At 71.5% G+C, this 26,229-nt stretch carries 27 protein-coding genes; 11 read left to right on the forward strand and 16 right to left on the reverse strand.

The window, feature by feature from the left end:
- Nucleotides 1-74: 74 nt before the first annotated feature.
- The gene (locus tag BJ999_RS09360; RefSeq protein ID WP_218935647.1) at nucleotides 75-1,709 is read right to left on the reverse strand and encodes an ABC-F family ATP-binding cassette domain-containing protein; all 1,635 of its coding nucleotides are present in this window, start codon (nucleotides 1,707-1,709) and stop codon (nucleotides 75-77) included.
- A 317-nt stretch (nucleotides 1,710-2,026) separates the two neighbouring features.
- On the opposite strand from BJ999_RS09360, the gene BJ999_RS09365 reads away from it, so the two are divergent.
- The 4 genes from BJ999_RS09365 (at nucleotide 2,027) to BJ999_RS09380 (ending at nucleotide 6,102) form a co-directional block, all read left to right on the forward strand.
- Nucleotides 2,027-2,623, forward strand: coding sequence for a 3'-5' exonuclease (locus BJ999_RS09365; protein ID WP_179832931.1), 597 nt, complete (start codon nucleotides 2,027-2,029; stop codon nucleotides 2,621-2,623).
- A 162-nt stretch (nucleotides 2,624-2,785) separates the two neighbouring features.
- Entirely contained in the window at nucleotides 2,786-4,021 is a 1,236-nt protein-coding gene (locus BJ999_RS09370; protein ID WP_179832932.1) for an epoxide hydrolase family protein, read from the forward strand.
- Nucleotides 4,022-4,101: 80 nt separating this feature from the next.
- Entirely contained in the window at nucleotides 4,102-5,445 is a 1,344-nt protein-coding gene (locus BJ999_RS09375) for a hypothetical protein (protein WP_218934999.1), read from the forward strand.
- 132 nt (nucleotides 5,446-5,577) lie between these two features.
- Nucleotides 5,578-6,102, forward strand: coding sequence for a hypothetical protein (locus BJ999_RS09380; protein ID WP_179832934.1), 525 nt, complete (start codon nucleotides 5,578-5,580; stop codon nucleotides 6,100-6,102).
- Between the two features lie 67 nt (nucleotides 6,103-6,169).
- Here the strand turns inward: BJ999_RS09380 and BJ999_RS09385 are convergent, their stop codons facing one another.
- The gene (locus BJ999_RS09385; RefSeq protein WP_229810433.1) at nucleotides 6,170-7,711 is read right to left on the reverse strand and encodes a GMC oxidoreductase; all 1,542 of its coding nucleotides are present in this window, start codon (nucleotides 7,709-7,711) and stop codon (nucleotides 6,170-6,172) included.
- 211 nt (nucleotides 7,712-7,922) lie between these two features.
- Here BJ999_RS09385 and BJ999_RS09390 point away from each other — a divergent pair, with 211 nt between their 5' ends.
- Nucleotides 7,923-9,002, forward strand: a complete 1,080-nt coding sequence (locus BJ999_RS09390) for an NAD(P)H-dependent amine dehydrogenase family protein (protein WP_179832936.1) — start codon at nucleotides 7,923-7,925, stop codon at nucleotides 9,000-9,002.
- 49 nt (nucleotides 9,003-9,051) lie between these two features.
- On the forward strand, nucleotides 9,052-9,531 hold the full coding sequence (locus BJ999_RS09395) for a carboxymuconolactone decarboxylase family protein (RefSeq protein WP_179832937.1): 480 nt from the start codon (nucleotides 9,052-9,054) through the stop codon (nucleotides 9,529-9,531).
- Between the two features lie 172 nt (nucleotides 9,532-9,703).
- Here BJ999_RS09395 and sigJ read toward each other — a convergent pair whose 3' ends face one another.
- Nucleotides 9,704-10,612 (reverse strand): RNA polymerase sigma factor SigJ, encoded by a 909-nt coding sequence (gene sigJ, locus BJ999_RS09400; RefSeq protein ID WP_179832938.1) that lies wholly within the window; start codon nucleotides 10,610-10,612, stop codon nucleotides 9,704-9,706.
- Between the two features lie 226 nt (nucleotides 10,613-10,838).
- Here sigJ and BJ999_RS09405 point away from each other — a divergent pair, with 226 nt between their 5' ends.
- A complete protein-coding gene (locus tag BJ999_RS09405) occupies nucleotides 10,839-12,305 on the forward strand; it encodes an MFS transporter (RefSeq protein ID WP_179832939.1) in 1,467 nt (488 codons plus the stop codon).
- Here BJ999_RS09405 and BJ999_RS09410 read toward each other — a convergent pair.
- From BJ999_RS09410 to BJ999_RS09430, 5 genes are all read right to left on the reverse strand, one after another.
- A complete protein-coding gene (locus BJ999_RS09410) occupies nucleotides 12,298-13,572 on the reverse strand; it encodes an MFS transporter (RefSeq protein WP_179832940.1) in 1,275 nt (424 codons plus the stop codon). The genes BJ999_RS09405 and BJ999_RS09410 overlap by 8 nt on opposite strands.
- On the reverse strand, nucleotides 13,551-14,726 hold the full coding sequence (locus BJ999_RS09415) for a glycosyltransferase family 4 protein (protein WP_218935000.1): 1,176 nt from the start codon (nucleotides 14,724-14,726) through the stop codon (nucleotides 13,551-13,553). The genes BJ999_RS09410 and BJ999_RS09415 overlap by 22 nt, the downstream gene beginning before the upstream one ends.
- A gap of 245 nt (nucleotides 14,727-14,971) precedes the next feature.
- Nucleotides 14,972-15,478 carry a YxiG-like protein gene (locus BJ999_RS09420; RefSeq protein ID WP_218935001.1) on the reverse strand — a complete coding sequence of 169 codons (507 nt, stop codon included), beginning with the start codon at nucleotides 15,476-15,478 and terminating at the stop codon, nucleotides 14,972-14,974.
- 63 nt (nucleotides 15,479-15,541) lie between these two features.
- Nucleotides 15,542-16,201 carry a DUF3841 domain-containing protein gene (locus BJ999_RS09425; protein ID WP_179832941.1) on the reverse strand — a complete coding sequence of 220 codons (660 nt, stop codon included), beginning with the start codon at nucleotides 16,199-16,201 and terminating at the stop codon, nucleotides 15,542-15,544.
- Nucleotides 16,202-16,211: 10 nt separating this feature from the next.
- On the reverse strand, nucleotides 16,212-17,129 hold the full coding sequence (locus tag BJ999_RS09430) for a hypothetical protein (protein WP_229810430.1): 918 nt from the start codon (nucleotides 17,127-17,129) through the stop codon (nucleotides 16,212-16,214).
- Between the two features lie 44 nt (nucleotides 17,130-17,173).
- On the opposite strand from BJ999_RS09430, the gene BJ999_RS09435 reads away from it, so the two are divergent.
- On the forward strand, nucleotides 17,174-18,010 hold the full coding sequence (locus BJ999_RS09435; RefSeq protein ID WP_179832942.1) for a 2,3,4,5-tetrahydropyridine-2,6-dicarboxylate N-succinyltransferase: 837 nt from the start codon (nucleotides 17,174-17,176) through the stop codon (nucleotides 18,008-18,010).
- Here the strand turns inward: BJ999_RS09435 and BJ999_RS09440 are convergent.
- Nucleotides 18,000-18,683 carry a 4'-phosphopantetheinyl transferase family protein gene (locus BJ999_RS09440; protein ID WP_229810446.1) on the reverse strand — a complete coding sequence of 228 codons (684 nt, stop codon included), beginning with the start codon at nucleotides 18,681-18,683 and terminating at the stop codon, nucleotides 18,000-18,002. The two genes, BJ999_RS09435 and BJ999_RS09440, sit on opposite strands and share 11 nt — an antisense overlap.
- A 33-nt stretch (nucleotides 18,684-18,716) precedes the next feature.
- Between BJ999_RS09440 and dapE the strand changes: the two genes are divergently transcribed.
- Both dapE and BJ999_RS09450 read left to right on the forward strand, forming a co-directional pair.
- Nucleotides 18,717-19,793, forward strand: coding sequence for a succinyl-diaminopimelate desuccinylase (gene dapE, locus BJ999_RS09445; RefSeq protein ID WP_179832944.1), 1,077 nt, complete (start codon nucleotides 18,717-18,719; stop codon nucleotides 19,791-19,793).
- Nucleotides 19,790-20,590: an LOG family protein gene (locus BJ999_RS09450; RefSeq protein WP_179832945.1), complete on the forward strand. Its 801-nt coding sequence runs from the start codon at nucleotides 19,790-19,792 to the stop codon at nucleotides 20,588-20,590. The genes dapE and BJ999_RS09450 overlap by 4 nt, the downstream gene beginning before the upstream one ends.
- A gap of 68 nt (nucleotides 20,591-20,658) precedes the next feature.
- Here the strand turns inward: BJ999_RS09450 and BJ999_RS09455 are convergent, their stop codons facing one another.
- The 4 genes from BJ999_RS09455 to BJ999_RS09470 all read right to left on the reverse strand — a co-directional run bounded on the left by BJ999_RS09455 (nucleotide 20,659) and on the right by BJ999_RS09470 (nucleotide 22,981).
- Complete coding sequence (locus tag BJ999_RS09455) at nucleotides 20,659-21,630, reverse strand: CU044_5270 family protein (RefSeq protein ID WP_179832946.1); 972 nt, start codon at nucleotides 21,628-21,630, stop codon at nucleotides 20,659-20,661.
- Nucleotides 21,627-22,262, reverse strand: a complete 636-nt coding sequence (locus BJ999_RS09460) for an RNA polymerase sigma factor (RefSeq protein WP_218935002.1) — start codon at nucleotides 22,260-22,262, stop codon at nucleotides 21,627-21,629. Before BJ999_RS09460 ends, BJ999_RS09455 begins: the two co-directional genes overlap by 4 nt.
- A gap of 66 nt (nucleotides 22,263-22,328) precedes the next feature.
- Nucleotides 22,329-22,676 carry a hypothetical protein gene (locus BJ999_RS09465; protein WP_179832948.1) on the reverse strand — a complete coding sequence of 116 codons (348 nt, stop codon included), beginning with the start codon at nucleotides 22,674-22,676 and terminating at the stop codon, nucleotides 22,329-22,331.
- Between the two features lie 95 nt (nucleotides 22,677-22,771).
- Nucleotides 22,772-22,981 carry a dihydrofolate reductase family protein gene (locus BJ999_RS09470; RefSeq protein ID WP_229810428.1) on the reverse strand — a complete coding sequence of 70 codons (210 nt, stop codon included), beginning with the start codon at nucleotides 22,979-22,981 and terminating at the stop codon, nucleotides 22,772-22,774.
- Between the two features lie 13 nt (nucleotides 22,982-22,994).
- Here BJ999_RS09470 and BJ999_RS09475 point away from each other — a divergent pair, with 13 nt between their 5' ends.
- The gene (locus BJ999_RS09475; RefSeq protein WP_179832949.1) at nucleotides 22,995-23,240 is read left to right on the forward strand and encodes a cytochrome P450; all 246 of its coding nucleotides are present in this window, start codon (nucleotides 22,995-22,997) and stop codon (nucleotides 23,238-23,240) included.
- 82 nt (nucleotides 23,241-23,322) lie between these two features.
- On the opposite strand, the gene BJ999_RS09480 is transcribed toward BJ999_RS09475, so the two are convergent.
- The 3 genes from BJ999_RS09480 to BJ999_RS09490 form a co-directional block, all read right to left on the reverse strand.
- Nucleotides 23,323-24,516 carry a family 2 encapsulin nanocompartment cargo protein terpene cyclase gene (locus BJ999_RS09480; RefSeq protein WP_218935003.1) on the reverse strand — a complete coding sequence of 398 codons (1,194 nt, stop codon included), beginning with the start codon at nucleotides 24,514-24,516 and terminating at the stop codon, nucleotides 23,323-23,325.
- A 50-nt stretch (nucleotides 24,517-24,566) separates the two neighbouring features.
- Nucleotides 24,567-25,403 carry a geranyl diphosphate 2-C-methyltransferase gene (locus BJ999_RS09485; RefSeq protein ID WP_179832950.1) on the reverse strand — a complete coding sequence of 279 codons (837 nt, stop codon included), beginning with the start codon at nucleotides 25,401-25,403 and terminating at the stop codon, nucleotides 24,567-24,569.
- 172 nt (nucleotides 25,404-25,575) lie between these two features.
- On the reverse strand, nucleotides 25,576-26,229 hold the full coding sequence (locus tag BJ999_RS09490) for a DUF6962 family protein (RefSeq protein WP_179832951.1): 654 nt from the start codon (nucleotides 26,227-26,229) through the stop codon (nucleotides 25,576-25,578).

Consider the following 26,229-nt stretch of genomic DNA (forward strand, 5'->3'; position numbering starts at 1 on the left):
TCGCCCGAACGGGCCACCTCGGCATCCGCGGGGTGGTCCTGTCGCCGACCGGGCCACCCCGCCAGATATCTCCCTCAGTCCTCCAGGCGTCCGATGTCGAGGCGCGGCCAGTCGGCGAGGTCTCTCAGAAGTTGCCGGTCGTGGGTGGCGACGACGATGGCGGCGCTGGTGGCGCGGATCGCGTCGGTCAGCTCGTCGACCAGCGCCGACGACAGGTGGTTGGTCGGTTCGTCGAGCAGGATCAGGCCCGGGCGCTCGGCCAGCGCGAGGGCCAGGTCGAGGCGCCGCTGCTGGCCCTGCGACAGCCGCGCGGTCGGCGTGCGCATCGCAGCGGAGTCCAGGAGCCCGAGCGCCCCGAGCGGGACGATGTCGGCGTCGCGCAGCGCCGCGCGGGCCACCAGCCGCCCCACATGGTGGGCGTACACCTCGCGGGCGGTGAGTTCGGGGTCGTGCTCGGTGGTCTCCTGCGTGATCAGGGCGACTCGGGTGTCGTTCGCTCTCCAGAGGCGTCCGTGCGTGGGTTGGAGAGAACCGGCCAGCACCGCGAGAAGCGTGGATTTTCCGGCACCGTTGGGCCCGGTGACGAGCAGCCGGTCGCCGCCGTCGAGGGTGACGTCGATCGGCCCGGTCAGTCGCCCCTCGACGGTGACCTCATGGGCCCGCAGCCGTGGTGTTCGCGCTCGGATCCCGAGGTCGGGCCATCGCAAGGTCGGCGGCGGCTCCGGCACGTTGATGCGGTGCGCCTCAAGGGCGTCCTGCCGCCGGTTCAGGGCCTGAACGACGCCCGGGGCGCGGGACTGGCGCTGGTGCTTGCCAGTGCCCTTGTCCGGCCGCCAGCCGGTGGACAACCGGTCGCGGGCCTTGGACACCGCGTCCCGCAGCCGTTGGTGCTCGGCCTGCTGCTGCTCGAAGTCCTGTTCCCAGCGCTCACGCTCGCTGCGCCGTGCGTCCTGCCAGGCGTCATAGCCGCCGGCGTAGAGCCGTGGCGTGCCGTCCCGGCTGGGGTCGAGGTCGAGGAACCGGTCGGCGACGTCGCGGAGCAGCGCCCGGTCGTGGCTGACGACGGCGAGGCCGCCGTCGTGCTCCCGGAGCCGGCGGGTCAGGAAGTCCAGCCCCCCGGCGTCGAGGTGGTTGGTCGGCTCGTCGAGCAACAGCACGTCGTGCCGGGCGGCGAGCAGGCAGGCCAGCCGCACCCGGTAGCGCTGCCCGACCGACAGCGTCGTCAACCGGCGGCCGCGGTCCGTGCATGCGCCGAGGGCGTCGAGGGCGACGTCGACGCGGCGTTCGGCGTCCCAGGCGTCGAGCCGGGTGGCGGCCTCCAGCGCCGCGGCGTAGCGGTCGTCGGCGGTCGGATCACCGGCGGTCACGGCCGCGGTCGCCTCGTCCAGCGCGGCGAGGGCCGCGAGCGGCGCGGCCAGCGCCGCGGACGTCAGGGTGCCGACGGTCTCACCGTCGTGCGCCGCCAGCTCCTGGCGGGCCAGGCCGATCGCGCCGGCGCGGTGCACGGTGCCCTCATCGGGCTGGATCAGGCCGGCGAGGACGTGCAGCAGCGTCGTCTTGCCACGGCCGTTCTCGCCCACGATGGCGATCCGGGACCGGGCCGAGACGGTGACCGACACGTCGTGCAGCACACGCCGCGACCCGCGGGTGACCGCGACGTCCTGGGCGCGGACGTGCGCGCTGTCGCCCGCCGGGACGGGCAGGGGCATGCTCTCGGGAATCGGGGTGAGGCTCAACAGGTGCTCCGCAGCTCGCAGTGGAGCCGGGCAGCGGCGAACGGCCGCCCGGCGGGAACCGGGACGGCGAGCGCGGATTCAGAAAGGGAGAAGGCGCCGCCGTCAGCGGGCGCTGCGGACCTTCTGCGACCAGATGCCTCGTGCCATGCCGCTCACGCTACCTGGCCCGCCCCCGGGCCTTCCAGCGAATAAGCACGGGGGCAGATGGCCGCGTTCGTCAGAGCCCCAGTGTTTCGGGCGGTGAGAAATCGGTCGCCAGGCGTGGGTGCCGCCTATAGCGTCGCTTGTCCATGGAGAGTTTCGGGCGGTTTCTCAACGTCGTCGATGTGGAGGCGACCTGCTGGGACGGGCGGCCGCCGCCTGGTCAGGTCAGCGAGATCATCGAGATCGGGCTGTGCGTCGTGGACGTGGAGTCGCGGCGGCGGGTGGCCAAGCACCGCATCCTGGTCCGTCCCGTCCGGTCTGCGGTCAGCGCCTTCTGCACTGAGCTGACCGGGTTGACCCAGGCGGAAGTCGAGGGCGGTGTCGAATTCCGGGAGGCGTGCGCCCTCCTGGAACGGGAACATCGGTCGAGGTCACGTGCTTGGGCGAGTTGGGGTGACTACGACCGCAAGCAGTTCGAGCGTCAGTGTTCGGGCGGGCGGGTCTCCTACCCGTTCGGCTCGCGGCACACCAACGCCAAACAAGCATTCACCGACTACTTCGGCCTCAACCGGAAGCTGGGCATGAGCGCGGCGCTGGACCACGCCGACCTTCCCCTGGAGGGCCGTCACCACAGCGGAGTCGACGATGCCTGGAACATCGCCGCACTGATCCTCAGAATCACTTCCGGCGAGGGCCGGGCCGGCTCGGACGAGGACGCGCCCCAGCCCAACGGCGGGCTGTGATCGCGCACGGGTGGCGGGGCGCTTGCCGATGTCGCGCAGGCTCATCTCCTGGTTGCGCAGGTGGAGGGCCGGGGACAGCATGTTGTCGGTGCCGCCGGCGTCGCTGAACAAGCACCAACAGGCCAACGGCACTGCCTCCGTCCATCAGTGAGGAAACACGCTATGACCGCCCCGCACGACTTCCCCTTGGAGCCCACGCCGATCCATGTGGCCGATGAGGTCCTTGATGATCTGCGCGCCCGCCTCGCGTTGACCCGTCCGCCGCTGGACGAGGGGAATGCGGACTGGTCCTACGGCGTCCCGGACGGCTATCTCCGTGGGCTGGTCGCCTACTGGCGGGACGGCTACGACTGGCGCAAGGCCGAGGCCGCCATCAACGCCTACGAGCACTTCCAGGTGGACGTCGCCGGTGTCCCGGTGCACTTCATGCGCAAGCCCGGGCGCGGGACTCGCCCGATCCCGCTGATCCTCACCCACGGCTGGCCGTGGACGTTCTGGCACTGGTCGAAGGTGATCGACCCGCTCGCCGACCCGGCCGCGTTCGGCGGTGACCCCGCCGACGCGTTCGACGTCATCGTGCCGTCCCTGCCCGGCTTCGGTTTCCCCGGCCCGCTCACGGGCTTTCCGGACGTCAACTTCTGGAAGGTCTCCGACCTCTGGCACACCCTGATGACCGAGACCCTGGGATACGAGAAGTACGCCGCCGGGGGCTGCGACATCGGCGGGATCGTCACCAGCCAGCTCGGCCACAAGTACGCCGACGAGCTGTACGGCATCCACATCGGCTCCGGGCTGCCGCTCGACTTCTTCACCGGGCCCCGCGCCTGGGACTTCGCCCGGAACCGTCCCCTCACCGACGACCAGCCCGCCGAAGTCCGCGCCCGCATCATCGAGATGGACCACCGCTCGGCGTCCCACCTGACCGTGCACATGCTCGACGGCGCCACGCTGGCCCACGGGCTGAGCGACTCACCCGCCGGACTGCTCGCCTGGCTGCTGGAGCGCTGGAACGCCTGGAGCGACAACGGCGGCGACGTCGAGTTCGTCTTCACCAAGGACGACCTGCTCACCCACGCCACGATCTACTGGGTGAACAACTCCATCGCCACGTCCATGCGTTACTACGCCAACGCCAACCGCTACCCCTGGGCCCCCGCCCACGACCGCACCCCGGTCGTGCAGGCCCCGGTCGGCCTCACCTTCGTCACCTACGAGAACCCGCCCGGCATCCACACCGCCGACGAGCGCGTCCGGGCGTTCAAGAACGGCCCGCAGGCCGACTGGTTCAACCACGTCAACGTCAACGCCCACGACCACGGCGGCCACTTCATCCCCTGGGAGAACCCCGACGCCTGGGTGAGCGACCTGCGCCGCACCTTCCACGGCCGCAGGCCCTGAACGACCCCGCCTTCGTGAAGGCGAGGCCGGATCCGGTCTCGCCATTCCACTGACCGACCGGGCGGTATGTAATGCGCACCATGCGCCTCCGCCCCCTGGCCGTTCTCTCCGCTCTCGTTCTGTCGGTGCTCGTCCCGGCGGGCGCGGCCCGCGCCGACCGCGTTCCCGACGACCAGCCGCTCCCCGGATACACGATCGACAATCCGCCGCTGCCGCCCGTCCCGGTGCACGGGAAACCGTCACGGGTGCTCCAGGGCGTCCACCGCCATGCGGCCTACGACATCGAGGTGCCGCCGCAGTGGAACGGCAGGCTGGCGCTCTGGGCCCACGGATACGCAGGTCAGGGTCGCGTGCTGACGGTGGAGCCGCCGCCGTACGGCCTGCGGCAACGCCTTCTCGACCAGGGATACGCATGGGCCGCGTCGTCCTACTACGACAACGGCTACGACGTCCGCGCGGGCGTGCTGAGCACTCGGGACGTGGCCGAATTGTTCGCCCGCAAAGTGGGACGCCCCCGGCAGCGCATCATCGCCGGTGTTTCCATGGGCGGGCACATCATCGGGCGCTCCCTGGAGCAATTCCCCGGCTATTACGACGGCGCGCTTCCCATGTGCGGAGTTCTCGGCGACAACGAGCTGTTCGACTACTTCCTCGACTACAACCTCGTCGCCCAGGACCTGTCCGGCGTCCGCGAGTACCCGGTGACCGAGCAGTACGCGACGGTGACCGTCCCGAAGATCGAGGCGGCGCTCGGGCTGACCGCGCTGCGGCCGGGCGGGCCGGACACGACGAACGAGCGCGGGAAGCAGTTCCGCTCGATCGTCATCAACCGGACGGGCGGGACGCGTCCCGGTGCCGTGCCGTCGTTCGCGTTGTGGAAGGACTTCCCCTTCACGCTGGCCGAGCCGTCCGACCCGGACGCCACCCTCGCCGAGGATCCGGGCCAGGTGGGGACGAACCTGTTCACCCGGTACGAGCCGAACGGGCCCGTGGACGTGAACAGAACGGTCCAGCGGGTGCGGGTCGAGAACCCGCGGGCGCGGCTGTCGAACCGGCTCTCTCAGGTGCCGCGCATCGACGGGCGTCCGGACGTCCCGGTCCTGAGCCTGCACGGGCTGGGGGATCTGTTCGTCCCGTTCTCCATGGAGCAGGCGTACGCGAGGGACGTCGCGCGGAACCACCGGGCGCGGCTGCTCGTCCAGCGGGCCGTCCGCACGACCCAGCACTGCGAGTTCTCGAACGCGGAAGCGGGCACGGCCTGGGACGATCTCGTCCGCTGGATCGACGGGGGCGCGCGGCCCGCGGGTGATGTGACCACGAGGCCGTCAGAGGTGGCGCGTCCGGACTACGGCTGCCGGTTCAGCGATCCCGCCGCCTACGCGGCCGGGACGGGGACGCGGCGGCTGTTCCCCGCCTGCCCGTAGAGGGTTCCGGCCACACGCGCCCGTGGCCGGATCCCGGCGGACCATCACAGGGCTGTGACCGGCCGACGGACACGGCGAAGCGCAGGCGGGCGGCCGTCCGCCTGGCAGCGCGCCGGCAGTAGGCTGCTCCGCGTGTCGCCGCAATTGCTTGGTTTGTTGGTCGGTGCCAGTTTCGGTACGGCTTTTGTGCTCGCGAACTCGGGAGAGCCCCTGCCGGGGGCCGCCGGGATCGCGATGCGAGTCCTGGCGGTGCTGTGCCTGATCGCGGTGTTGTTGATCGGCTTTCGCGGGGACCGGCGCGAGGGGACGGGGCGCGGCGACGCGCGGCCGGGGTGGTTCGGGCCGCGGTTCGGGCTCGTGGTGCTCGTGGAGTTCGCGCTGATCTTCGGCGGGATCGCCGGGCTGAGGGCGCTGGACGCGCCGCAGGAGATCAATGTCGCCTGGATCGCGCTGATCGTCGGCCTGCATTTCGTCGTGCTGGCACGGGTGTGGAAGAGGGGCGCCATCGCGGTGCCGGGGGTCGTGCTGACCGGTCTCGGAGCAGCCGGAATGATCATGGCTGCGGTGTCGTCCGCGGAGTGGATCCCCTTCGTCAGCGGCGCCCTGTCGGGTATCACGCTGCTCGCGGGATCGCTGTACGGCGCGGTGCGGCGGTGAGCCGCCTCCCCGCCTGCCCGTAGAGGGTTCCGGCCACACGCGCCCGTGGCCGGATCCCGGCGGATCATCACAGGTCGGTGGCGATGATCTTCTCGATGTTGCGCTCGGCGAGGGCGGTGATGGTGACGAACGGGTTCACGCTGGTGTTGCCCGGGATGAGCGAGCCGTCGATGGCGTAGAGGCCGGGGTGGCCGTGCAGCCGGCCGTAGTTGTCGGTCGCCTTGTTCAGGACGGCGCCGCCGAGCGGGTGGTAGGTGAGGTGGTCGCCCCAGATCTTGTAGGTGCCGAAGAGGTCGGTCCGGTAGATCGTCCCCTCCTTGCTGTTGATCTTGTCGAAGATCGACTTGGCCATGTCGATGCTGGACTGCTTCCAGGCGGTCTGCCAGTCGAGGTCGACCCGTCCCGCGGAGGCGTTCCAGGAGAACTGGGCCCGGTGCGGGGTGTTGGTGATCGACAGGTAGAACGAGGCGTACGTCTCGATCCCGGTCGGCAGCGGCGCGACCTCGGCGAACGCGCCGCCGGCGTCCCAGTTGTCGATGCCGCCGGTCGGCATGCCCGACTGGAGGCTGCCGGTCGGGTCCCACAGGTGGTTGGCGCGGCCGACCATGACGTTGCCGTTGTCGCCCCAGCCCTTCCCGATCTCGCCGTTCAGGTTGGGCAGCGCACCGGTCGCCTTCAGCTTGACCAGCAGCTTGCTGGTGCCGACGCTGCCGGCGGCGAAGAACACCCGGCCGGCGGTCACCGTCTTGGTCGCCACGACGGCGCCGGTCGTGTCGATCTGCTCGATGGCGACCGTGTACCCGCCGCCGGACGCGGGCGACACCGACGTCACCCGGTGCTGCGCCGAGATGGCGACCCGGCCCGTGGCCTTGGCCTGCGCCAGGTAGGTCTTCTGGAGTGACTTCTTGCCGTAGTTGTTGCCATAGAGGATCTCGGCGTTGAGCGCCGACTTCGGCACGGCGCCGGCCGCCTCCTGCTTCATGTAGTTGAAGTCGTAGACGTTCGGGACGTAGACGAACTCGAACCCCGAGCGCTGGGCGTGCTTACGTCCGACCCGCGCGTACTGGTAGCAGTCGGTGGTGTCGAACCAGGCCCGGTCGATCTCGTTGACGCCCAGCCCGGCGTTGGCGCGCGGGTAGTAGACGTTGTACATCTCGTCGGCGTTCACCGAGGGCAGGACGGAACTGAACCGCGACCGCTTCGGCGTGACCGCCATACCGCCGTTGACCAGGGAGCCGCCGCCGACACCGCGGCCCTGGTAGACGAGGATGCCGCCGAAGTCCTCGGCGTCCAGGATCCCGGTGTACCTGGGGACGTCCTTGTCGATCGGGAAGCCGAGGAAGTTGCTGAGGGGCTGCTTGGTCCGCGTCCGGAGCCAGTAGGCCCGGTAGTCCGGCGACCTCATGCCCGAGAAGATCTTGCCGTCCGAACCCGGGGTGTCCCAGGTCATGCCCATCTCGACCATGTGGACGTCGACGCCCGCCTGGGCGAGGCGCAGCGCGGCGACCGAGCCGCCGTACCCGGTGCCGATGACGAGGACGGGGACGCGGGCGCCGTTGGGGATCGGCGCCGGAACCGGGGCCGCCGCGGCGCCGGTCCGACCGAGCATGCCCAGCCCGACGATAGAACCGGTTCCAACGATGAAGCCGCGACGGGACACGCTAAGGGACGGGGTGGAGTCACGCATGTGACCTCCCTCACTCGTGAAGTTAGAACGTGTTCTATATGCAAATGTGAGCCGCGTCACGAGCTACCTGAAAGTTTTTCGTGTCCACATGTGGACTACCAAGTGCTTGCTTGGGACCTGGTACATTCCGCGCATGATCTCCGTGGTCGTCTGGGGTACCGGCAACATGGGACGGCTGGCCGTCCGCTCCGTCGAGGCGCATCCGGCGCTCCGGCTGACCGGCGTGATCGTCCACGATCCCGCCAAGGTCGGACGGGACGCGGGCGACCTCGCCGGCCTCGGCCGCGACCTGGGCGTCGCGGCGACCGCCGACGCGGGCGCCGTGCTCGCCGCCCGCCCGCAGGCCGTCGTGTACGCGGCGTCGGGCGACATCCGGCCGGACGACGCGCTCGCCGACGTCCTCACGGCGATCCGCGCCGGGGCCGTCGTCGTCACCCCCGCCCTCTACGCCCTCTACGACCAGCGCGGCGCGCCGCCCGAGATGCGCGCGGAGGTGCTGGACGCCATCACCGAGGGCGGCGGCTCCCTGTTCGCCTCCGGCGTCGACCCCGGGTGGGGCAACGACGTCCTGCCGCTGCTGGTCAGCGGCCTCGCCGGCACGATCGACGTCGTCCGCTGTCAGGAGATCTTCGACTACTCCACCTACGACCAGCCCGACTCCGTCCGGTACCTGGTCGGCATGGGCCAGCCGATGGACTACGAGCCGCCGATGCTCGCCGCGACCGTCCCGACCATGGTGTGGGGCGGCCAGGTCGGGCTGATGGCCCGCGCCCTCGGCGCCGAGCTGGACGAGATCCGCGAGACCGTGGACCGGCGCCCGCTCGACGCCACGATCACCACCGCGTCCATGGGCGAGTTCGAGAAGGGCACGCAGGGCGCGGTGCGGTTCGAGGTCCAGGGCATCGTGGCGGGCGAGCCGCGCATCGTCGTCGAGCACGTCACGCGCATCCACCCGTCCTGCGCGCCCGACTGGCCCGTGCCCCCGGACGGCGACGGCGCCCACCGCGTGGTCATCGAGGGCGTCCCGCGGATCGAGGTCACCGTCGAGGCCACCGACGAGCACGGCAACCGCGCCGCCGGAGGGAACGCCACCGCCGCCGGGCGCCTGGTGAACGCCATCGACTGGCTCGTGGACGCCGAACCGGGGCTCTACGACGCGCTCGACGTTCCCGTCCGTCCCGCCGCGGGCAAACTCGGCAGGACGGCGTCGTGAGAGGCGTCATCAGAGGCGGCATCAGAGGCGGCATCAGAAGGGCAGGCCCGTGAACATCGAGATCCCCGAGGGCAAGGACCCGATCCAGTACGTGTGGGGCGAGATGGTGCCGGGCATCGGCCCCGCCGCCTCGAACCTCTCCCTCGCCGTCTACGCGCACACCACCCTCGGACTCCGCGAGTTCGAGGCGGCCCGGCTGCGCGTCGCCCAGCTCAACGGCTGCCTGTTCTGCCTCGACTGGCGGACGGACCGCGACGGCGAGAAGGTCGAGGAGGGGTTCGCCGACGCGGTGACCGAATGGCGCACCACCGGCGCCTTCGACGACCGCACCCGCCTGGCCGCCGAGTACGCCGAGCGCTACGTCCTCGACCACCACGGGCTGGACGAGGACTTCTGGACCCGGATGTCCGCCTGCTACACCCAGGCGGAGATTGTGGAGCTGAGCATGTGCATCGGCTCCTGGCTGGCCTTCGGACGCCTCAACCGCGTCCTCGGCCTCGACGCCATGTGCGTCCTGCCCCGTCCCTGAACCGGAGACGGGCCCGGTGCCACCCCGCACCGGGCCCTGGTCTCCGGGCGGAACCGCGAACCCCTTCGGACCCAGAACTCAGCGAATCACGGCCCTCCATGATAGTCAACTATTCCGACTCTTTTAGTAGGGATCATGGCTCCCGGCCGCCGCCGGGCGGTGCGGAGCGGGGTCAGCCGTCCTCCTCGATATGGGTCAGCTTGTCGGGGTTGGTGACGGCGTAGACGCCGCGGACGCGATGGCCGTCCGGGTCCAGGTCGAGGACCATGACGGCGAACGGCGCGTCCTCGTTGAACAGCACCGCTGACGGGTCGCCGTTGACGGTGCGGTAGATGATGTCCAGCTCCATGGGCCTGCGGGCCGTCGTCCCGGTGATGGCGCGCGCCACCCGGTCGGCCCCGTGGATGGGACGCAGGGCCGCCGTGGCCTTGGACTTGCCGCCGCCGTCCGTCCACAGCGTCACGTCCGGCGCGAGGATGTCCATCAGCGCGTCCAGATCGCCGCCGAGGGCGGCCTGGAGGAACCGCTCCGTCGCCTGCCGCTGCACCTTCGGGTCCGCCTGGTAGCGGGGGCGGCGGGCGTGCACGTGCTCCCGGGCGCGGTGCGCGAGCTGCCTGACCGCCGCCGGGCTGCGGTCGAGGATCGGCGCGATCTCGGTGTGCGCGTAGCCGAAGACCTCGTGCAGGACGAACACCGCCCGTTCCAGCGGCGTGAGCGTCTCCAGGACGACCAGCAGCGCCATCGAGACCGCCTCGGTGCGCTCGGTGGACTCGTTCACGTCGTCCCGGGCCACCAGCGGCTCGGGCAGCCACGGCCCCACGTACGTCTCGCGGCGGCGGCTGATCGCGGCCTGCCGCGACAGCGCCGTGTTGACCGCGATCCGCACCAGGTAGGCGCGCGGGTTCTCGATCTCCCCGGGGTCCCCGGCGGCGCTGCGGGAGGCCCACGCCAGCCACGTGTCCTGCAGGACGTCCTCGGTGTCGGCGACGCTCCCGATCATGTTGTAGACCACCGAGAACAGCAGCTCCCGGTGATCGGCGAACACCCGCGTCGCGGTGTCGTCCGTGGTCCCCTCGGACATGGTTCGGCCTCCTGTGCGCTCCCCCCTCAGAGGGAGGACGGGCCCCGGAATGTGACATCCGCGGACGAAGTGTGACCTGGACCTCATTGGCGCCGCCTCGCGTCACACTCCCGCCCCCGGATCCGCTCATGGGTCGCGGAACGAATCAGCCAGGGGAACCCGAAGGGCCCTCTGCGCTCCCCGCGCCCGGCGGTCAGCGGCGCGGGTCCACCGACCGGAGGTCTCCATGACCGAATCCCCTCCGTCCTTCCTCGCGACGGGACGCGGCAAGCTCACCCTGACCCTGCTGTGCGCCATCGCGTTCCTGGACTTCATCGACGCCTCGATCGTCAACGTGGCGCTGCCCGCGATCCGCGCCGACCTGGACTTCTCCGTCCAGGACCTGCAGTGGGTGCCGTCGGGCTACCTGCTCACCTACGGCGGGTTCATGCTGCTCGGCGGACGGCTCGCCGACCTGCTCGGACGCCGCCGGGTCGTCGTCGCGGGCACCGTGCTGTTCTCGCTGTCGTCGATCGCGGGCGGGCTCGCCACCACGTCCGGGACGCTCATCGCGGCGCGGCTCGCCCAGGGCGCGGGCGCGGCGCTGATGCTGCCGGGCACGCTGTCGATCCTGACGACCACCTTCAAGGAGGGCGGCGACCGCGGCAAGGCGCTCGGCGTGTGGGGCGGCGTCGGCGGCGGCGCGTCGGCCGCCGGGGTCCTGTTCGGCGGGCTGCTCACCGACGGGCCCGGCTGGCGCTGGGTGATGCTCGTGAACGTCCCCGTCTGCGTGATCGTCATCGCCGGGCTGTTCCTGCTCGTCGAGGGCGACCGGCGCACCGCCCGGCTCGCGGGCTTCGACGCGCTCGGCACCGTCCTCGTCACCGGCGCCATGCTGCTGCTGGTGTTCACCCTGGTCAAGGCCCCGGAGGTCGGCTGGGACGCGGGCCGCACGATCGGCGGCCTCGCCGGAGCGGCCGCGCTCCTGCTGGCGTTCCTGGTCAACGAGCAGCGCAGCCGGAACCCGCTGCTCCCGCTGTCGATCTTCCGGATCAGGGGGCTGGCCGCCGCGGACGTCACCCAGCTCGTCGCCGTCGCCGGGTTCCTGTCGATGTTCTTCTTCCTCAGCCTGTACATGGTGAACGTCCTCGGCTACTCGCCGCTGGAGACCGGCTCGGCCTACCTGCCGCTCTGCTTCGGCGTGGCCGTCGCGGCGGGCGCGTCCGCCCCGCTGATCGGACGCGCCGGGACGCGCCCGGTGATGATCGCCGGGCTGCTGCTCGCGGCCGCCGGCATCTACCTGCTGTCGCGCATCCCGGTGGAGGGCCACTACCTCGCCGACCTGCTGCCCGGCCTGATGGTCACCTCGTTCGGGCTCGGCTTCACGTTCGTGGCCGTCACCACCGCGGCCAACGCCAACGTCCCGCCGGACAAGGCCGGGCTCGCGGCGGCGCTGCTCAACGCCTCCCAGCAGATCGGCGGCGCCCTCGGCCTGGCGATCTTCTCCGCGGTCGCCACGTCCCGTACGGACGACCTGCTGGCCGACCGCAGACCCGTCCCCGAGGCGCTCACCGGCGGGTTCTCCCGGGCGCTGCTGGCCAGTTCCCTCTTCCTGGTCGCCGCGGCCGTGGTCGCCCTCCGCGCCGCCAACAGCCGGGGTGAGGCGTCCGCGGCGGAGCCGGAGAGGAAGGCCGGCGCCGTGCCGGTCACCTAGCGGAGAGGCCGTTGGCGCCGGGGACCCGGATCAGGGTCGCCCCGAACAGGACGATCAGCCCCGACACCGCCAGCACGAACTGGGACGGCGGCAAGCCGAGCGGAGCCGCGCCGGCCCTCCTCAGGAGGTCGGCCGCGGCTCCCGCCACCAGCGCGGCCAGTGCCAGGCCGAACCGCAGGACGGCGTGGAAGGCCGTGAGGGCCAGGTTCCGGTTCACGCCGCTGAGCGACTCCTGAAGGTAGGTGATGCCGCCCACCAGGGCACTGGTCGCCGCCGCGCCGAACAGCACGGCTCCGATGAACGCCCACACCACCGTCCCGAGCAGGGCCATGAGGAAGATCACCACCCCCTGCACGGCCGTCCCGACCCGGATCTGCACCGCCAGGTTCCGCACCTTGCGGTGGATGATCAGCAGCCCGACGAGGGCGCCGACCCCGAACAGCACCACCAGCGTCCCGAACCCCACCGGGCCCGCCGCCAGGACGTTCCGCACGAACACCACGCCCAGCGAGAACAGCGCGCCCAGCCCGAGCGACACCACCGCCACCCCCGGCAGGACGCCGCGCACCACGGGCAGCCGCACCGCCGAGAGGAGACCGCGGGGCGACGCCTCCTGCTCGCTGCGCTCGACCTCCCGCCGCTCGACCGGCCCCGGACCGAGATCGGGAATCGAGCGGATGGCGAAGTAGCAGCCCAGGTAGGTCAGGGCGTCGAGCCAGAACACCGCCACGTAGCGCCAGTGGCCTTCCAGGCCGATGTGCTGCGAGAAGTAGAGGATCAGCCCGAACGCGCCCGCCCCCACCGGGATCATCCCGTACGAGGTCGCCATCGTGATGCCGTTGGCGATCTCCAGCGTGCCGGTGTCGTGCCGGTTCTCCTCCTCCTCGATGAGGAACGGGATGGAGGCGTCCCGGGCCGGCAGGAAGATCAGGCCCGCAACCTCGATCATGAAGGCCCAGAAGTACACCCACACCAGCCACGGCACGATCGGCAGCGCCACCGCCATCCCCGTCTGGACGAGGGTCGACCACATCAGCACGCTCCGCCGCCGCCACCGCGTCACCACCCGCGCCGCCACCGGCGCGCCGAGCGCGGACGGGAGCAGCCGCAGCACCAGGACGCCGCCGACCGCCGTCGTGGAGTCGCTGAGCTCCAGCACGAAGTACATCAGCGCCAGCGTGCCCATCCAGTCGCCGAACGAGGACACCGTCTGGCCGACGATGAGCCGCCGGAAGTCGCGCTTGTTCAGCTGCTCCCTGAGTCCCATGCGGGCTCCATCCCCGGTGTGTCGTGCTTGGGCGGCGCGTCGAGGACGGAGCCCTTCAGCAGGGCGGCGAGCCGGGCCGCGGCGGCGTCCCAGCTCCAGCGTTCGCACGTCCATCGCCGTCCCGCGGCCCCCATCGCGGCGGCGCGTGCGGGGGAGCCGAGCAGGCGGTGCAGGGCCAGGGCGATCTCGTCCGGTCCGGTGGCGTCGACCAGGACCCCCGTCCGGCCGTCGATCAGGGACTCGGGGCTGCCACCGGACCGGCCGACCACCACCGGAAGCCCCGCCGCGGACGCCTCCAGCACCGACAGGCCGAGCCCCTCGGTCTGAAGCCCGGCCCGGTCGTCGCGGCACGGCAGCGAGAACACGTCGGCGGCGGCGTAGTAGCGCGGCAGCTCCGCCGCGGAGACGGGCCCGGTCACCGTGACCGTCCCGGGCGCCTCCCGGTCCGCCATCTCGGTGAGCCTGCGCCGCATCGGACCGTCCCCGACGATCACCAGCCGGGCGTCCGGGCGCCGGCGCACCACGTCCGCCCACGCGCGGATCAGCATGTCGTGGCCCTTGCGCCGCACGAGCCGCGCGACGCTGAGCACCACCGGCCCGTCGCCGAGGCCGTGCCGGCGGCGGACCGCCGTCCCGTCCAGCCCCGGCCGGAACCGCACGGTGTCCACCGCCCCGGCGAGCCGCGCCAGCCGCGTCCGGTCGCCGACGGCGTCCGTCAGCTCCGGCAGCGTGGTCGCGCTGAGATGGGTGAGGACGTCGAACGACCGCGCCGCCGTCCTGAGCGCCAGCCGCGTCGGCGGCGCACGGAACCACCCCAGCTCCTGCCCGTGCGCGGACCCGACCAGCCACCGCACCCCGGCCGCCCGCACCAGCGGCGCGTACATCCCGAAGGGCGCCGCCGCCGTGATCCACCCCGCCTCGACCCGATGCCGCACGACGAGCCGCCGCAGCCCCCGGAACAGCAGGTACGCGTGCCGCCGGACGACGGGGAACCCGAGATCGGCGTCGAACTCCGCGGCCCCCGGCCACGCGGGCGCCACGACGACCAGCCGGTCGGCGGGAAGCCGCCGCACCAACTCCCACGTGAACGTCTGCACCCCGCCGGGCTCCGGTGGAAAATGCCCGGTCAGCACCAACGTCCGTGGTATCTCCATGCGTCCACGATTTCCCGCCCAGCCGCCCCCCAACCAACCCCCGGGCCACTCGTCGATATGCCCTTTACCAAGGTCACCGGCACAACCGCCCAAAGGCAAAGAAAAGGGTGCTGTCTTGAAGAGGTTGCTCATGGCACGGTAAACGAGTGACAAGTGAGCGAAGGGCGACCGGACGGACGAGGTGTGACCGGCCGAAGGCCCCGTTCGGCATCGGACACCGATGTGGCGTGTCCAGTCGAGCCGTCTTATGGCCTCGCGGGGCCTTCGCCGACAGTGAATGGGGCGTGGCCGGCCGGCACTTCGCTCGTCTGCAGGTCGGAGAACACCAGCGTCAGGTCATGTGCGTTGGTCTCGATGCGTACCTCGTGGAAGTCGATTCCAAGCGCCGCAGTCCATTTGTCGGCCGACTTCGACTCAGCGACCACGCTCGCCCCAGGATAGAGGACGTGCCATTTCACGCCCCAGAGATAGCCGTAGATATCAACGCCGCTCCGGTAGTCGGTGAGACGGTCGTCCAGCGACTCTGTCCAGGCATCAGCGGACAGGGTCGTCTGGCAGCGGGCCTCAACGCAGTACCGGAACAGGTACCGCAGATGGGCAGGACGAACGCCGGTCACAGGATCTCCGGACGGGCGGACGATGACCTCGTAGTCGCGCATGTAGTCGACAAACCCGTGATAGACCACCGCCTGTTTGAAAACCTTGTCGAGCAGCTTCTGAAGGTCCACGGCATCCATGGCGAAGTTGTACACCAACCGTTCCGCAGAATGCGAATGTCAGGCCCACGCGCCGGAGCCCTGGCGGTCGCCCTCGCTTCAGGTGATTCGGGTCGCTTCCACCACGTCGTTGGTGTTCAAGGCGTGCACGGTGGCCTGCCAGCACTCGGACGGGCCGTAGTTGGCTCGGTCGAGGATGCATTCCCAGGAGGTCTCGATCTCGTTCCGCAGGTCGGGGGTCCAGTTTCGGATCGGGGCGTCGCGCAGTCCCGCTGCTCGTAGACGGGCGTCGAAAACGTCTTGTGCCTCCTCCCAGCGGGCGAAGGCGTCGTCCTCGGACTCGCCCGGCAGCCTCGGCATTCCCAGGGCCCTGTTCAGGACCAGATGCCACTCGTCGAAGTGTGAGAGGAGCACCCGCTCGCGCGGGACCCGGCAGGTGAGCAGTACCTGGCCGCGCGAGCGGCGGCAACTGTCGACCAGATGCTCGCGGCGGGTGCGTGCCCAGAGCCACAGTGCGCCCTCGCCGCTGGTCGGCAGGCGGGCCGCCATCATCCGGTGGATCCAGTCGTAGGCGTCCGTGAACTCGGCCTCCGCCAGGTCCGGGTCCGTCGTCAGGGTGCCCGTCGTGAGCAGGGCCTCGAACGCCTCGGCCGACTGGACGGTGTGAAGCAGCAGCCGCTCCGCGTCGAGGTCGTAGCCCATCCGACCGGCGGGCACGGCCTGCTCGGGCTCGGCGTCGCGAACGGGAAAGGGGGGCACACCCGGAGGGCTACTGGACGATGACGGTGGTCTGGGCGGCTTGTTCGTCTGCGGTCCAGCCGTCGTGGCCGGCGTTGGACTTCCAGTGCTTGCCCGCGTAGCGGACCTCGGTCAGGCCGTAGGCCTGGGCGTGGGTGACGGCCCAGCTCGCGACCGCCCAGCCCGAGCGGGGGTTGGTGACCTGGACCGCGTTCCACGATTTCGGGTCGGACGGGGAGCCCGCCTTCAGGGGGCCGGGGCCGCCGACCTTGAGGCGGCTGCCGAAGGCGCGGCGCATCTCCAGGAGGGCCTCGGGGCGGCGGGACGTCGTCTTCTTGTCGGGCGGGTACCAGCAGCGGGCCGTGGCGGGCTCGCGGCCGGTGAAGGCGGTCGCGAGGAGCTTGCCGTCGGGCTCGTGCTGGGCGTAGGCGCGGCCGTCGGCGCTGCGCTGGACCTTCTGCGCCGCGTCGTGCAGGTCGCGGTCGAGGTAGTCCTTGACCTTGACGAGGGCGTCGAAGAACTTGCTGGTGGCCTGGACGGGGTCGCGGAGTTTGTCCGGCGTGCCCCAGCCCTGGGACGGGCGCTGCTGGAACATGCCCACCGAGTCGCGGTCGCCGTTCGGCAGGTTGTGGATGTGCGACTCCTGGATCGCGGTCGCGTAGGCGATCACCACGGCGCGTTCGGGGAGCTGCTTGCGGAACGCGACGGCGGCGACGGTGGCGGCGTTCGCGCCCTGCTCCAGGTCGAGCGGCATCTTGCCCAGGCTCGTGCGCACCTCGCAGCCGGACCCGTGCAGGTACGGGCGCGCTCGCTGGAAGGCCACGTAGACGCCCACGCCCACCAGCAGCACGACGACGCACAGGACCGCGGCCCAGCGGACGCCGCGCCGGCGGCGCCCGCCGCTCGCCCCCTCCTCGGGGCGCGCCTTCAACCTCGCCCAAACAGCCACGCGAAGACAGTACTGGGAGATGGCCACCAGTAAGCTCAGGAGGCATGACCGAAACGTTCACCAGCCCGATCTCCGGCGACATCGACGAGTTGTGGGAGCGGCGCGCCGAGCTGACGCCCGACGACGCCGGGGCGCGCGCGGCGATCGTCGCCGCCGTCGACCAGCTCGACTCCGGGGAGGCCCGCGTGGCCCGGATCGACCCCGCGACCGACGAGGTGGTCGTCGACGAGCGGGCCAAGCGGGCGATCCTGCTGAGCTTCAAGGTCCTCGGCATGGCGCGATCGCAGGTGGGCGACTTCCGGTACCACGACCGCATCCCGTTGAAGACGCGCCTGGACGGCGTGCGCGTCGTGCCCGGCGCCATCGCGCGGTGGGGCGCCCATCTGGCGCCGGGCGTGGTGCTGATGCCGTCGTTCACCAACATCGGCGCCTACGTCGACTCCGGGACGATGGTCGACACCTGGGCCACCGTGGGGTCGTGCGCGCAGGTCGGCAAGAACGTCCACCTGTCGGGCGGCGTCGGCATCGGCGGCGTGCTGGAGCCGCCGAACGCCAAGCCGGTGGTCATCGAGGACGAGGCGATGATCGGCAGCCGGTCCATGATCGTCGAGGGGGCGCGGGTCGGGCGCGGCGCCGTCGTCGGGTCGGGGACGAACCTGTCGGCGTCCATGCCGGTCATCGACGTCGAGACGGGCGAGGAGATCAGCCGCGGGCGCATCCCCGACTGGTGCGTCGCGGTGGGCGGCACCCGTTACAAGGAGTTCAAGGGCGGCACGTTCGGGCTTCCGGCGGTGCTGATCCTCAAGCGGCTGGAGGAGGGGCAGCGCCACGACAAGGCGTCCCTCAACGACATCCTCCGCGACCACGGCATCAACACCTGAGCGGGAACTCGGCGAGCCTGAGGGGACGGTCGGTGAGGACGGCGGCCGAGGCGGCGTAACCGGGGCCCGCGTCCAGGTCGGCGAGCCGGACGGGGGAGACGGCCGCCTCGCCCTCCCAGGCGACGACCTCGGGGGGCTCGTCGGGGCCGGAGACGTGGATGGCGGTCATCGGGGCGGCCAGGCCGTGGCCGGTGGCCTTCAGGAGCGCCTCCTTGCGGCTCCAGTAGGCGTGGAAGCCGCGTTTCCGGTCGGCCATGGTCCTGAGTACCTCCGCTTCGGCGGCGGTGAGGACCATCCGGGAGAGGCTGTCGACGTCGCGGTCGCTCTCCTGCTCCACGTCCGCCCCGACTTCGGCGCCCTCGACCAGGACGAGCAGGACGCGGTCGCCCGAGTGGGAGAGCGAGAAGTCCAGGCCGCTGCCGGGCAGGCGCGGCTTGCCGTGCGCGTCGCCGCAGTGGGGGCAGCCGGTGGTGAAGTGCAGGTCGTGCGGGGGCCGGCCGGTGGCCTCGGCGAGGACCGTGCGCGCGAGGAACCGCCCGGTGACGAACCGGGCCTTGTCCTCGGCGCGCATGAACCGCGCGTAGCGGTCGCGCTCCCCGTCGTCCAGGAGGTCGCGCATCCGGGGGTCGTCGGCGGGACGCGCCCAATGGACGGCGCACTCCAGTACGGGCATCTCCACGAACGCGATGATAGATAACCTTCGGCCATGGGGCTTGATCTGTACTCGGACGTCGCGGGCCTGACGGCGGCGGTCGTCGACATCGAGTCGGTGAGCGGCGGGGAGGAATCCCTGGCCGGAGCCGTCGAGGAGGCGCTGCGGACGCTGCCGCACCTGGCGGTGGAGCGCGTCGGCAACAACGTCGTCGCGCGCACCGATCTCGGACGGGCCGAACGCGTCGTGCTGGCGGGGCACCTCGACACCGTCCCGCTGAACGGCAACCTCCCCTCCCGCGTGGAGGGCGACCGGCTCTACGGCTGCGGCACCACCGACATGAAGAGCGGCGTCGCGGTCGCGCTCCGGCTCGCCGCGACCGTCGAGGCGCCCAGCCGGGACGTCACCTACGTCTTCTACGACTGCGAGGAGGTCGAGGCCGCGCGCAACGGGCTGCGGCATCTCGCGGAGTCCCGGCCCGAACTGCTCGCGGGCGACTTCGCCGTGCTGATGGAGCCGACCGGCGGGTTGATCGAGGGCGGCTGCCAGGGCACGATGCGCGTCCAGATCACCGCGACGGGGGAGCGGGCGCACAGCGCTCGCGCCTGGATGGGGTCGAACGCGATCCACTCCGCCGGGGCGATCCTGGACGTCCTGCGCGCCTACGAGCCGTCACGTCCGGTCGTGGACGGGCTGGAGTACCACGAGGGCCTGAACGCGGTGTTCATCTCGGGTGGCGTCGCCGGGAACGTCATCCCGGACGAGTGCGTCGTCACCGTGAATTATCGGTTCGCGCCCGACAAGTCCCTCGCCGACGCGGAGGCGTACCTCAGGGAAATCTTCGCCGGCTTCCAGGTGACGGTCACCGACGGCGCGCCCGCCGCCCGCCCCGGGCTGAACCACCCGGCCGCCGCCGCGTTCGCCGCGATGAGCGGCGCCGAGGTCCGCGCCAAGCTCGGCTGGACGGACGTCGCCCGCTTCGCCGAACTCGGTGTCCCGGCCGTCAACTACGGCCCCGGCGAGCCGACCCTCGCGCACACACGGGACGAGTACGTCGAGATCCCCCTCATCGCCGAGTGCGAGCAACGTATGCGCACGTGGCTGGAGGGTCCCATTACCGTGGCTTCATGACAACGGAAGTGAATTCCCGCTCGCGCCGGCAGGGGCCGGCCATGCTGCGGGGGCGGGCCGTCCCCCCGACCACGACCGACCAGCGGCTGCTCGACGGCCGCGGCCCGGTCGACTGGGTGCACGCCGACCCGTGGCGGGTACTGCGGATCCAGGCGGAGTTCGTCGAGGGCTTCGGCCTCCTCGCCGAGCTGCCGAAGGCCGTCAGCGTCTTCGGCAGCGCCCGCACCAAGCCGGACTCCCCGGAGTACGAGCTCGCCGTCGACATCGGCGCCCGCCTGCACGAGGCCGGCTACGCCGTCATCACCGGCGGCGGCCCGGGGATCATGGAGGCGGCCAACAAGGGCTGCGACGAGAACGGCGGCCTGTCGGTCGGCCTCGGCATCGAGCTGCCGTTCGAGCAGAAGCTGAACGACCATCTCGACATCGGCCTGGAGTTCCGGTACTTCTTCGTCAGAAAGACGATGTTCGTCAAGTACTCGCAGGCCTTCGTCGTCCTGCCGGGCGGGTTCGGGACGCTGGACGAGCTGTTCGAGGCGATCACCCTCGTCCAGACCAAGAAGATCACCCGCTTCCCGATCGTGCTGGTCGGCACGCGGTTCTGGGGCGGCCTGCTCGACTGGGTCAAGGAGTCGATGCTGACCTCCGGCAAGATCTCGCCGCAGGACATCGACCTGTTCCACCTCACCGACGACCCGGAGGAGGTCGTCAAGATCATCATCGAGGGCCACACCCGGGCCCAGCAGGAGATCATCGAGTCCCGCGCCGCGGTCGAGGCGGCCGACAGCGCCGGGGAGTAGCCCCCCGCCCTGGACCTGCATGATCGGCCCGATCATGCAGGTCCAGGCGATCCCCGTGCGCGGATCGGCTACCCGGGCGCCACGCTCGTCCACTCGGCCACGATCTCGGCGCCGCCGGGAGCCGTGACCTGTGCGCCGTCGGCCGACACGAAGTAGTCGGTGTCGGTGATCCGCGAGGTCTTCGGGTCGATGACCAGGTTCGCCTTCCGCCCCCCGCCGAAGGAGATCGACAGGCCCTGCCCGCCCTTGACGGGGCCGAGGTCCTCGACGTCGGGGTAGGAGGCGACCGCGCGGAAGGCGGCGGCGCGGACCTGCGGCGGCGCCGGCAGCTGGGAGAGCAGGGACAGCAGCCCCTCGAAGACGAGTCGCTCCTGCGCGGCCGCGTCGGGGCGCCCGGCGCTGGTCGTGACGTCGCTCTTCTTCACGGCGGCGACGATCCACGCCTTCAGCCCGCCCGGTGTGGTCGGCAGCCCCTGCAGCTGCGCGAGCGTCACGGCGGGCCCGCCCAGCCGGAACGGAGCGGGCCGGGTGAGCATGACCACCCTGCCCTGGGTCTTCCCTCCCTTCCACCAGACCCGGCCGTCGCGCCGGGTCCAGCTCTCCATGGTGGTGCGCGCACCGCCGTCGCGGTCGGTGTAGATCGTCTTGACGTGCCAGTACGTACCGGAACCCGCGGGCGCCTTCAACGCGGTGGTGGCGGCCACGAGCAGGACCTGCCGACCGGAGGGGGAGCCCGTGGCGGACGCGGACGGACTCTCCTTCGCCCCCTCGGCGCCCCCGGTGCCGGCGATCCCGACCACCACCGCGGCGGCCGCGGTGGCCGCGGCGATTCCCGCCGAGGCCAGGATGACGGGCCGCCGTCGTGCGGAACGGCGCGAGGCCTGCTCGGCCGGTCGAAGGTCCTGGTCGATCTCGCTCATCACGAACTCCCGGAGTCGTTGTTGACGGTCGCCCGGAAGGTCCCGCTCCACCGGAGCCGGCAGCAGCCGTGCCAGCTCCTCGTGTTCGTTCGAGTTCGGCTGGGTCGGGGTGGGGTTCATCGGGTTCTCTCCTGAGCGGACCGGACCGCGATCGCGCGGTCATCCTCTTCCTGTCCGTGGCCGGGAAGCGGTTCCCGGCGTTCTCCGGGCGGCCCCGCACTCGCGGTGGCGAGCCTTTCCAGCTTCTTGCGTGCGCGCGACAACCGGGAGCGCACGGTGCCGACCGGCACGCCGAGCGCTTCGGCGGCCTCGGCATAGCCGAGCCCGGACCAGACGCACAGCGCCAGCACCTCGCGCTCGGGCTTGCGCAGCGCCGCCAGGGCCGTGCGCATCAGGGCGAGCCGCTCGCGGTCGTCGATGCGGGACGTGACCTCGTCGGTGAAGTCCGGCACGACGTCGTTCCTCGGAAGCCGCGCCAGGGCGCCGTCATGGCGCCGGGCGGCGCGGCGCACGTTGCGGGCGACGTTGGTCGCGATGCCCAGCAGCCATGGACGCAGCGACCCCTCGACCTCGACGTCGACCCTCTCGCGCAGCCGCCATGACTCCAGGAAGGTCAGCGACACGACGTCTTCTGCGGTCGACCAGTTCCCCGTCAGGCGGAACGCGTGGTTGTACACCGAGCGCACATGTTCGTCGAACAGTTCTCTGAACGCATCCGGATCCCCGGAATGAACCCGGGCACGCATACTCATCTCCACAGGAAGGACTGTTCGCCGGAGCGACCGGGTTCCCGTGAGCTACCTCACATGGCGGCCGGCTCATCCACTGACGATCACGGCCGTCGGGGTCACGATCGCAAGCGCCACTTGCCCGATGACCAGGACCGGGCGGATCCGCGAGGTCACCGTCCAGGGGGACCGGAGGAGCAGCGCGATGACGCCGGCGGCGCCGCTGCCCCAGAAGCACCACCAAGCGATGGGCAGGAGGACGTCGGAGGCCGGATCGCACTGCTCCCCGTAGGTGAGGCATCGGCCGTACTCCGGGGTCGCGAGCACGGCGATCCAGGCGAGCACGGTGACGGGAAGGAGCAGGGCGAGCGTGCTCGCCGCGGCCACTCGCCAGCCCGAGCGCTTCCGAGGGCCCGCAACGGTGTTCTCTGTGGTCACGAGCCCAGTGAACAGTCTCCGGTCGCCTGATCGATCCGTGCCTCTACTCATGTTCGTACGCTGCGGTACTCAGACGGGACCCCGGCGACACCGGCTCAGGGACGGAGGACGCGGTAGCGCAGGTGCAGGACGGCCTGCGCGGGGTCCCCGGTCTCCGGCGTGGCCAACTGGCGGATCAGGCGCAGTTCGTGGTGGTCGGGCGGCAGGTGGTCGAACAGGCGGCGGCCCTGACCGAGCAGGACGGGGACGACGTGCAGTTCGAGCTCGTCCAGCTCCCCGGCCCGCAGCAGCGCCTGCGCGGCCAACCGCGACCCCCGCGTGTTCGCCGAGCCCGACCGGTTCGACCTGGGCCGCGACACCACGGCCAAGATCAGTTTCGGGTCGGGGCGGCACTACTGCATCGGCGCGCACCTGGCCCGGCTGGAGGCCCGGGTCGCGCTGGAGGAGCTCGCGGCCCGCACCGGCGGCTACGACATCGACGAGGCCGGGGCCCGGCGCGTCAACTCGCCGTACGCGCGCGGGTTCGCCGAGCTGCCGACAACGATCACCCGCGGGGCGGGATGAGGAGCGGCAGGCCGGGTCAGGGCTTGCGGGCGACGGCGCCGTAGGGCTGCCCGGCGCCGGACGCCACGGGAACGGCGGGCCCTCAGGCACCCTCGCGGTAGCGCGGGTTGGTGGCATGCCATTCGAAGCCGCCGCCCATCCAGGCCCGCAGCCCGCGCAGGAACCGCTGCAACTCGGGGGAGGGGACGCCCGCGAGCTCCCGGTGGCCGGCCTCGAAGTCGCGGACGAGGTCGTTGTGCAGGCGCACGGCGGTCTCGGTCGCCTCCTCCACCGAGCAGCCCTCGTCCGCGGCGATCAGCAGCACCAGGTTGCAGACCGGGTTCTCGTCGGCGGCGTCCTTGGCCACCGAGTGCAGGTCGTTGACGATCACGCTCGCCGTCCCGGCCCGGAAGGCGGCGCGGCGGACGCGCGGGTCGTAGTACAGCTGGGCCGGGACCTCGTAGCCGCCGAGGACGTCGATGAGCGTCATCGAGGTGTAGAAGCTGTCGTGCTGGCGCGCCGCCAGATACTCCCAGGCGGGCGGGTGCTCGCCCTTCTCGCGCCAGGCCGCGTAGGCCGTCCAGCTCACGAACATGGCGAAGGTGGAGTAGCAGATCCGCTGGACCTGCACGGGGGACGCGTGGCGCTTCAGGTGGTCGACCGCCGAGCCGAGCATCCGCAGGACGACGTCGCCCTGGAGGGCCTCGCTCAGCGGCGGGGTGAACTCGCCCGCGGGCGGGACGGGGTCCATCGCCGACATCACCAGCGTGAGGCGCTGCGGCAGCATCGCGGGCAGGGCGCCGAGGGCGGTGTCGTCGGCGTAGTAGTCGTCGGCCGCCCACCACCCGGCGTTCATCTGCGCGGCGACGAGCAGGGCGTCCGGGTCGTCGGTGTCGGGGTGGGCGAGGGTGACCAGCCGACCGAAGGCCGCCTTGCCGAGCGCGTCGAGCTCGTGGTCGTCGAACCCGCGGTCGCGCGCCCAGGAGGCCAGCCGGGCGTCGACCTCGGCGGCGAGGGCGTCGTCGGCGCGCTCGGGGAGCGGGCAGTAGAGCGGGGAGTGCGACCCGTCCCCCCAGGCGCGCTCGACGTAGCCGGGCCCCCCGCCGCCGACCGGCCGCGGATGCCTCCCGGCCAGGAGGTCGCCGTAGGACGGCTCCCGGCTGGGACGTGCCGCGGCGATCAGCGACGGCAGGGACACCGCCTCGGTCCCCACCCCGGACGGTCGCTCCGGCCGGGGTTCCGCGGACGAGCCGTACGGCGCGCGCCGGCCGCTGCACCCGTGGTGCGTCGTTTCCATGGTCTGCTCACCTGCCTCCGCCCGAAGGCGACCGGTCCGGGTTGACGGGTTCAGATGCGGTCGGCGGCGATGAGCAGGTACTGGAAGCTGCCGTCGCGGTACGCCTCCAGGAAGGCGCTCTCTATCCCCGTCGCGACCGACGACTTCTCGCGCAGCTCCCAGTACGGGATGGTGTCGGCGGTCAGGTCGACCACGGTGACGGGCACGAGCCGGTTGGCCGCCATCGCCCGGAAGTAGGCGCTGCGCGGGTGGATGTCGCACACGTAGTGGGCGTTGATGGTCGACACCGCCCGGGACGGCAGCCCGTACACGTCGTTGTAGCAGCCGGTGATGGTGACGTACCGGCCGCCGCGGGCCAGCAGCCGGGAGTGCGCCGCGAACAGGTCGTCCAGGACGGTGTACATCGTCGACTCGTTGTTCCAGATCGCCTGGAACGCGCCCGCTTCGAACCCCGTGTCGAGCATGTTCTTGAAGTGGAACCGGACCTTGTCGGACACGCCGCGCTGGGCGGCCTGCCCGTTGGCGAAGTCCACCTGGGCCTGGGAGATCGACACTCCGTCGACCCGGCAGCCGAAGGCGGCGTTGGCCATGATGCTGGAGCCGCCGCGGCCCGAGCCGGCGTCCATCAGCCGGTGGTCGGGCCGGACGTCGCCGAGGTGTTCGAGCAGGAACCGGGCCTGGGCGTTCTCCAGCCGGTGCAGCTCGGTGATGATCGCCTCTTCGCGGGCGTCCTCCGGGGTCTCCAGGACCGACCAGTCCACCTCGCCGATGCCGTAGTGGTGGTGGTAGATCCCCGAAACGTCGCCGAGGCGCAGGTTGACCGGGTTGCGCTCGGTGTTCCAGTAGGTGGCGACGTCGTGCTGGTAGACGCTGGCGATGGCCGTCATGAACGCTTTCCTCCACGGGGACGGTGGTTTCGGATCACGGCTTGAAAGCTAATGGTGACCGTCCGTGTCCGAAAGGCCACCCTTCAGCACAGAAGGAAGACACCTCCGTTAGGGGAATGTGCCACCGCGGCCACTGCTGTCCGCCGGCGCCGCGCGACCGGCCGAGCCCGTGCTATCGGAGGAGGGCGCGCGGCTCGCGGTCCGGGCGATCCGGGCGGCGCGGCTTGGTGACCGCCAGGTAGAGCAGGACCATCCCGACGATCTGGGCGAGGTGGTAGACCGAGGTCGGGTCCAGCGCGACGCGGCGGGTGACGCTCGGGTCGATCGCCTTGGTCGCGGCCGCCGCGGCGCTGGCGACCAGCGCGACGATCACCGGGCCGGCCATCGGGTGGCGGTGCCATGCCGCCCAGCCCCAGAGCGCGAGGATGCACACCATCGTCAGGCTCTCGCAGGCGAGCAGGGCGCCGACCCCGGCGTGTCCGGTCACCGCGAGGACGGCGTAGGCGACGATCCCGATCGAGCGCAGCAGCCAGAACGTCCTGCCGTGGTGCGGGCCGAGCACCTCGGCGACGGTGGCCGCCAGCAGGTAGGACACCGCGACGACGACCATGCCGCTGATCACGGCCCAGCTCGGCCCCGACCACCGCTCCGAGTACGTGATCAGCCCGTGGTGGACGGATCCGGCGAGCGCCGCGATCCCGACCCACCAGAAGGCCGTGCGCCAGTGCCGATGCGGCGCCGGGGCCCGTCCCAGGCGCAGCGCGAGCACCACCACGACCAGCCCGAGCGCGAGGTCGCTCAGCGAGGGCGCGGGTTCGGCCAGCAT

Source organism: Actinomadura citrea (assembly GCF_013409045.1).
GTDB lineage: Bacteria > Actinomycetota > Actinomycetes > Streptosporangiales > Streptosporangiaceae > Spirillospora > Spirillospora citrea.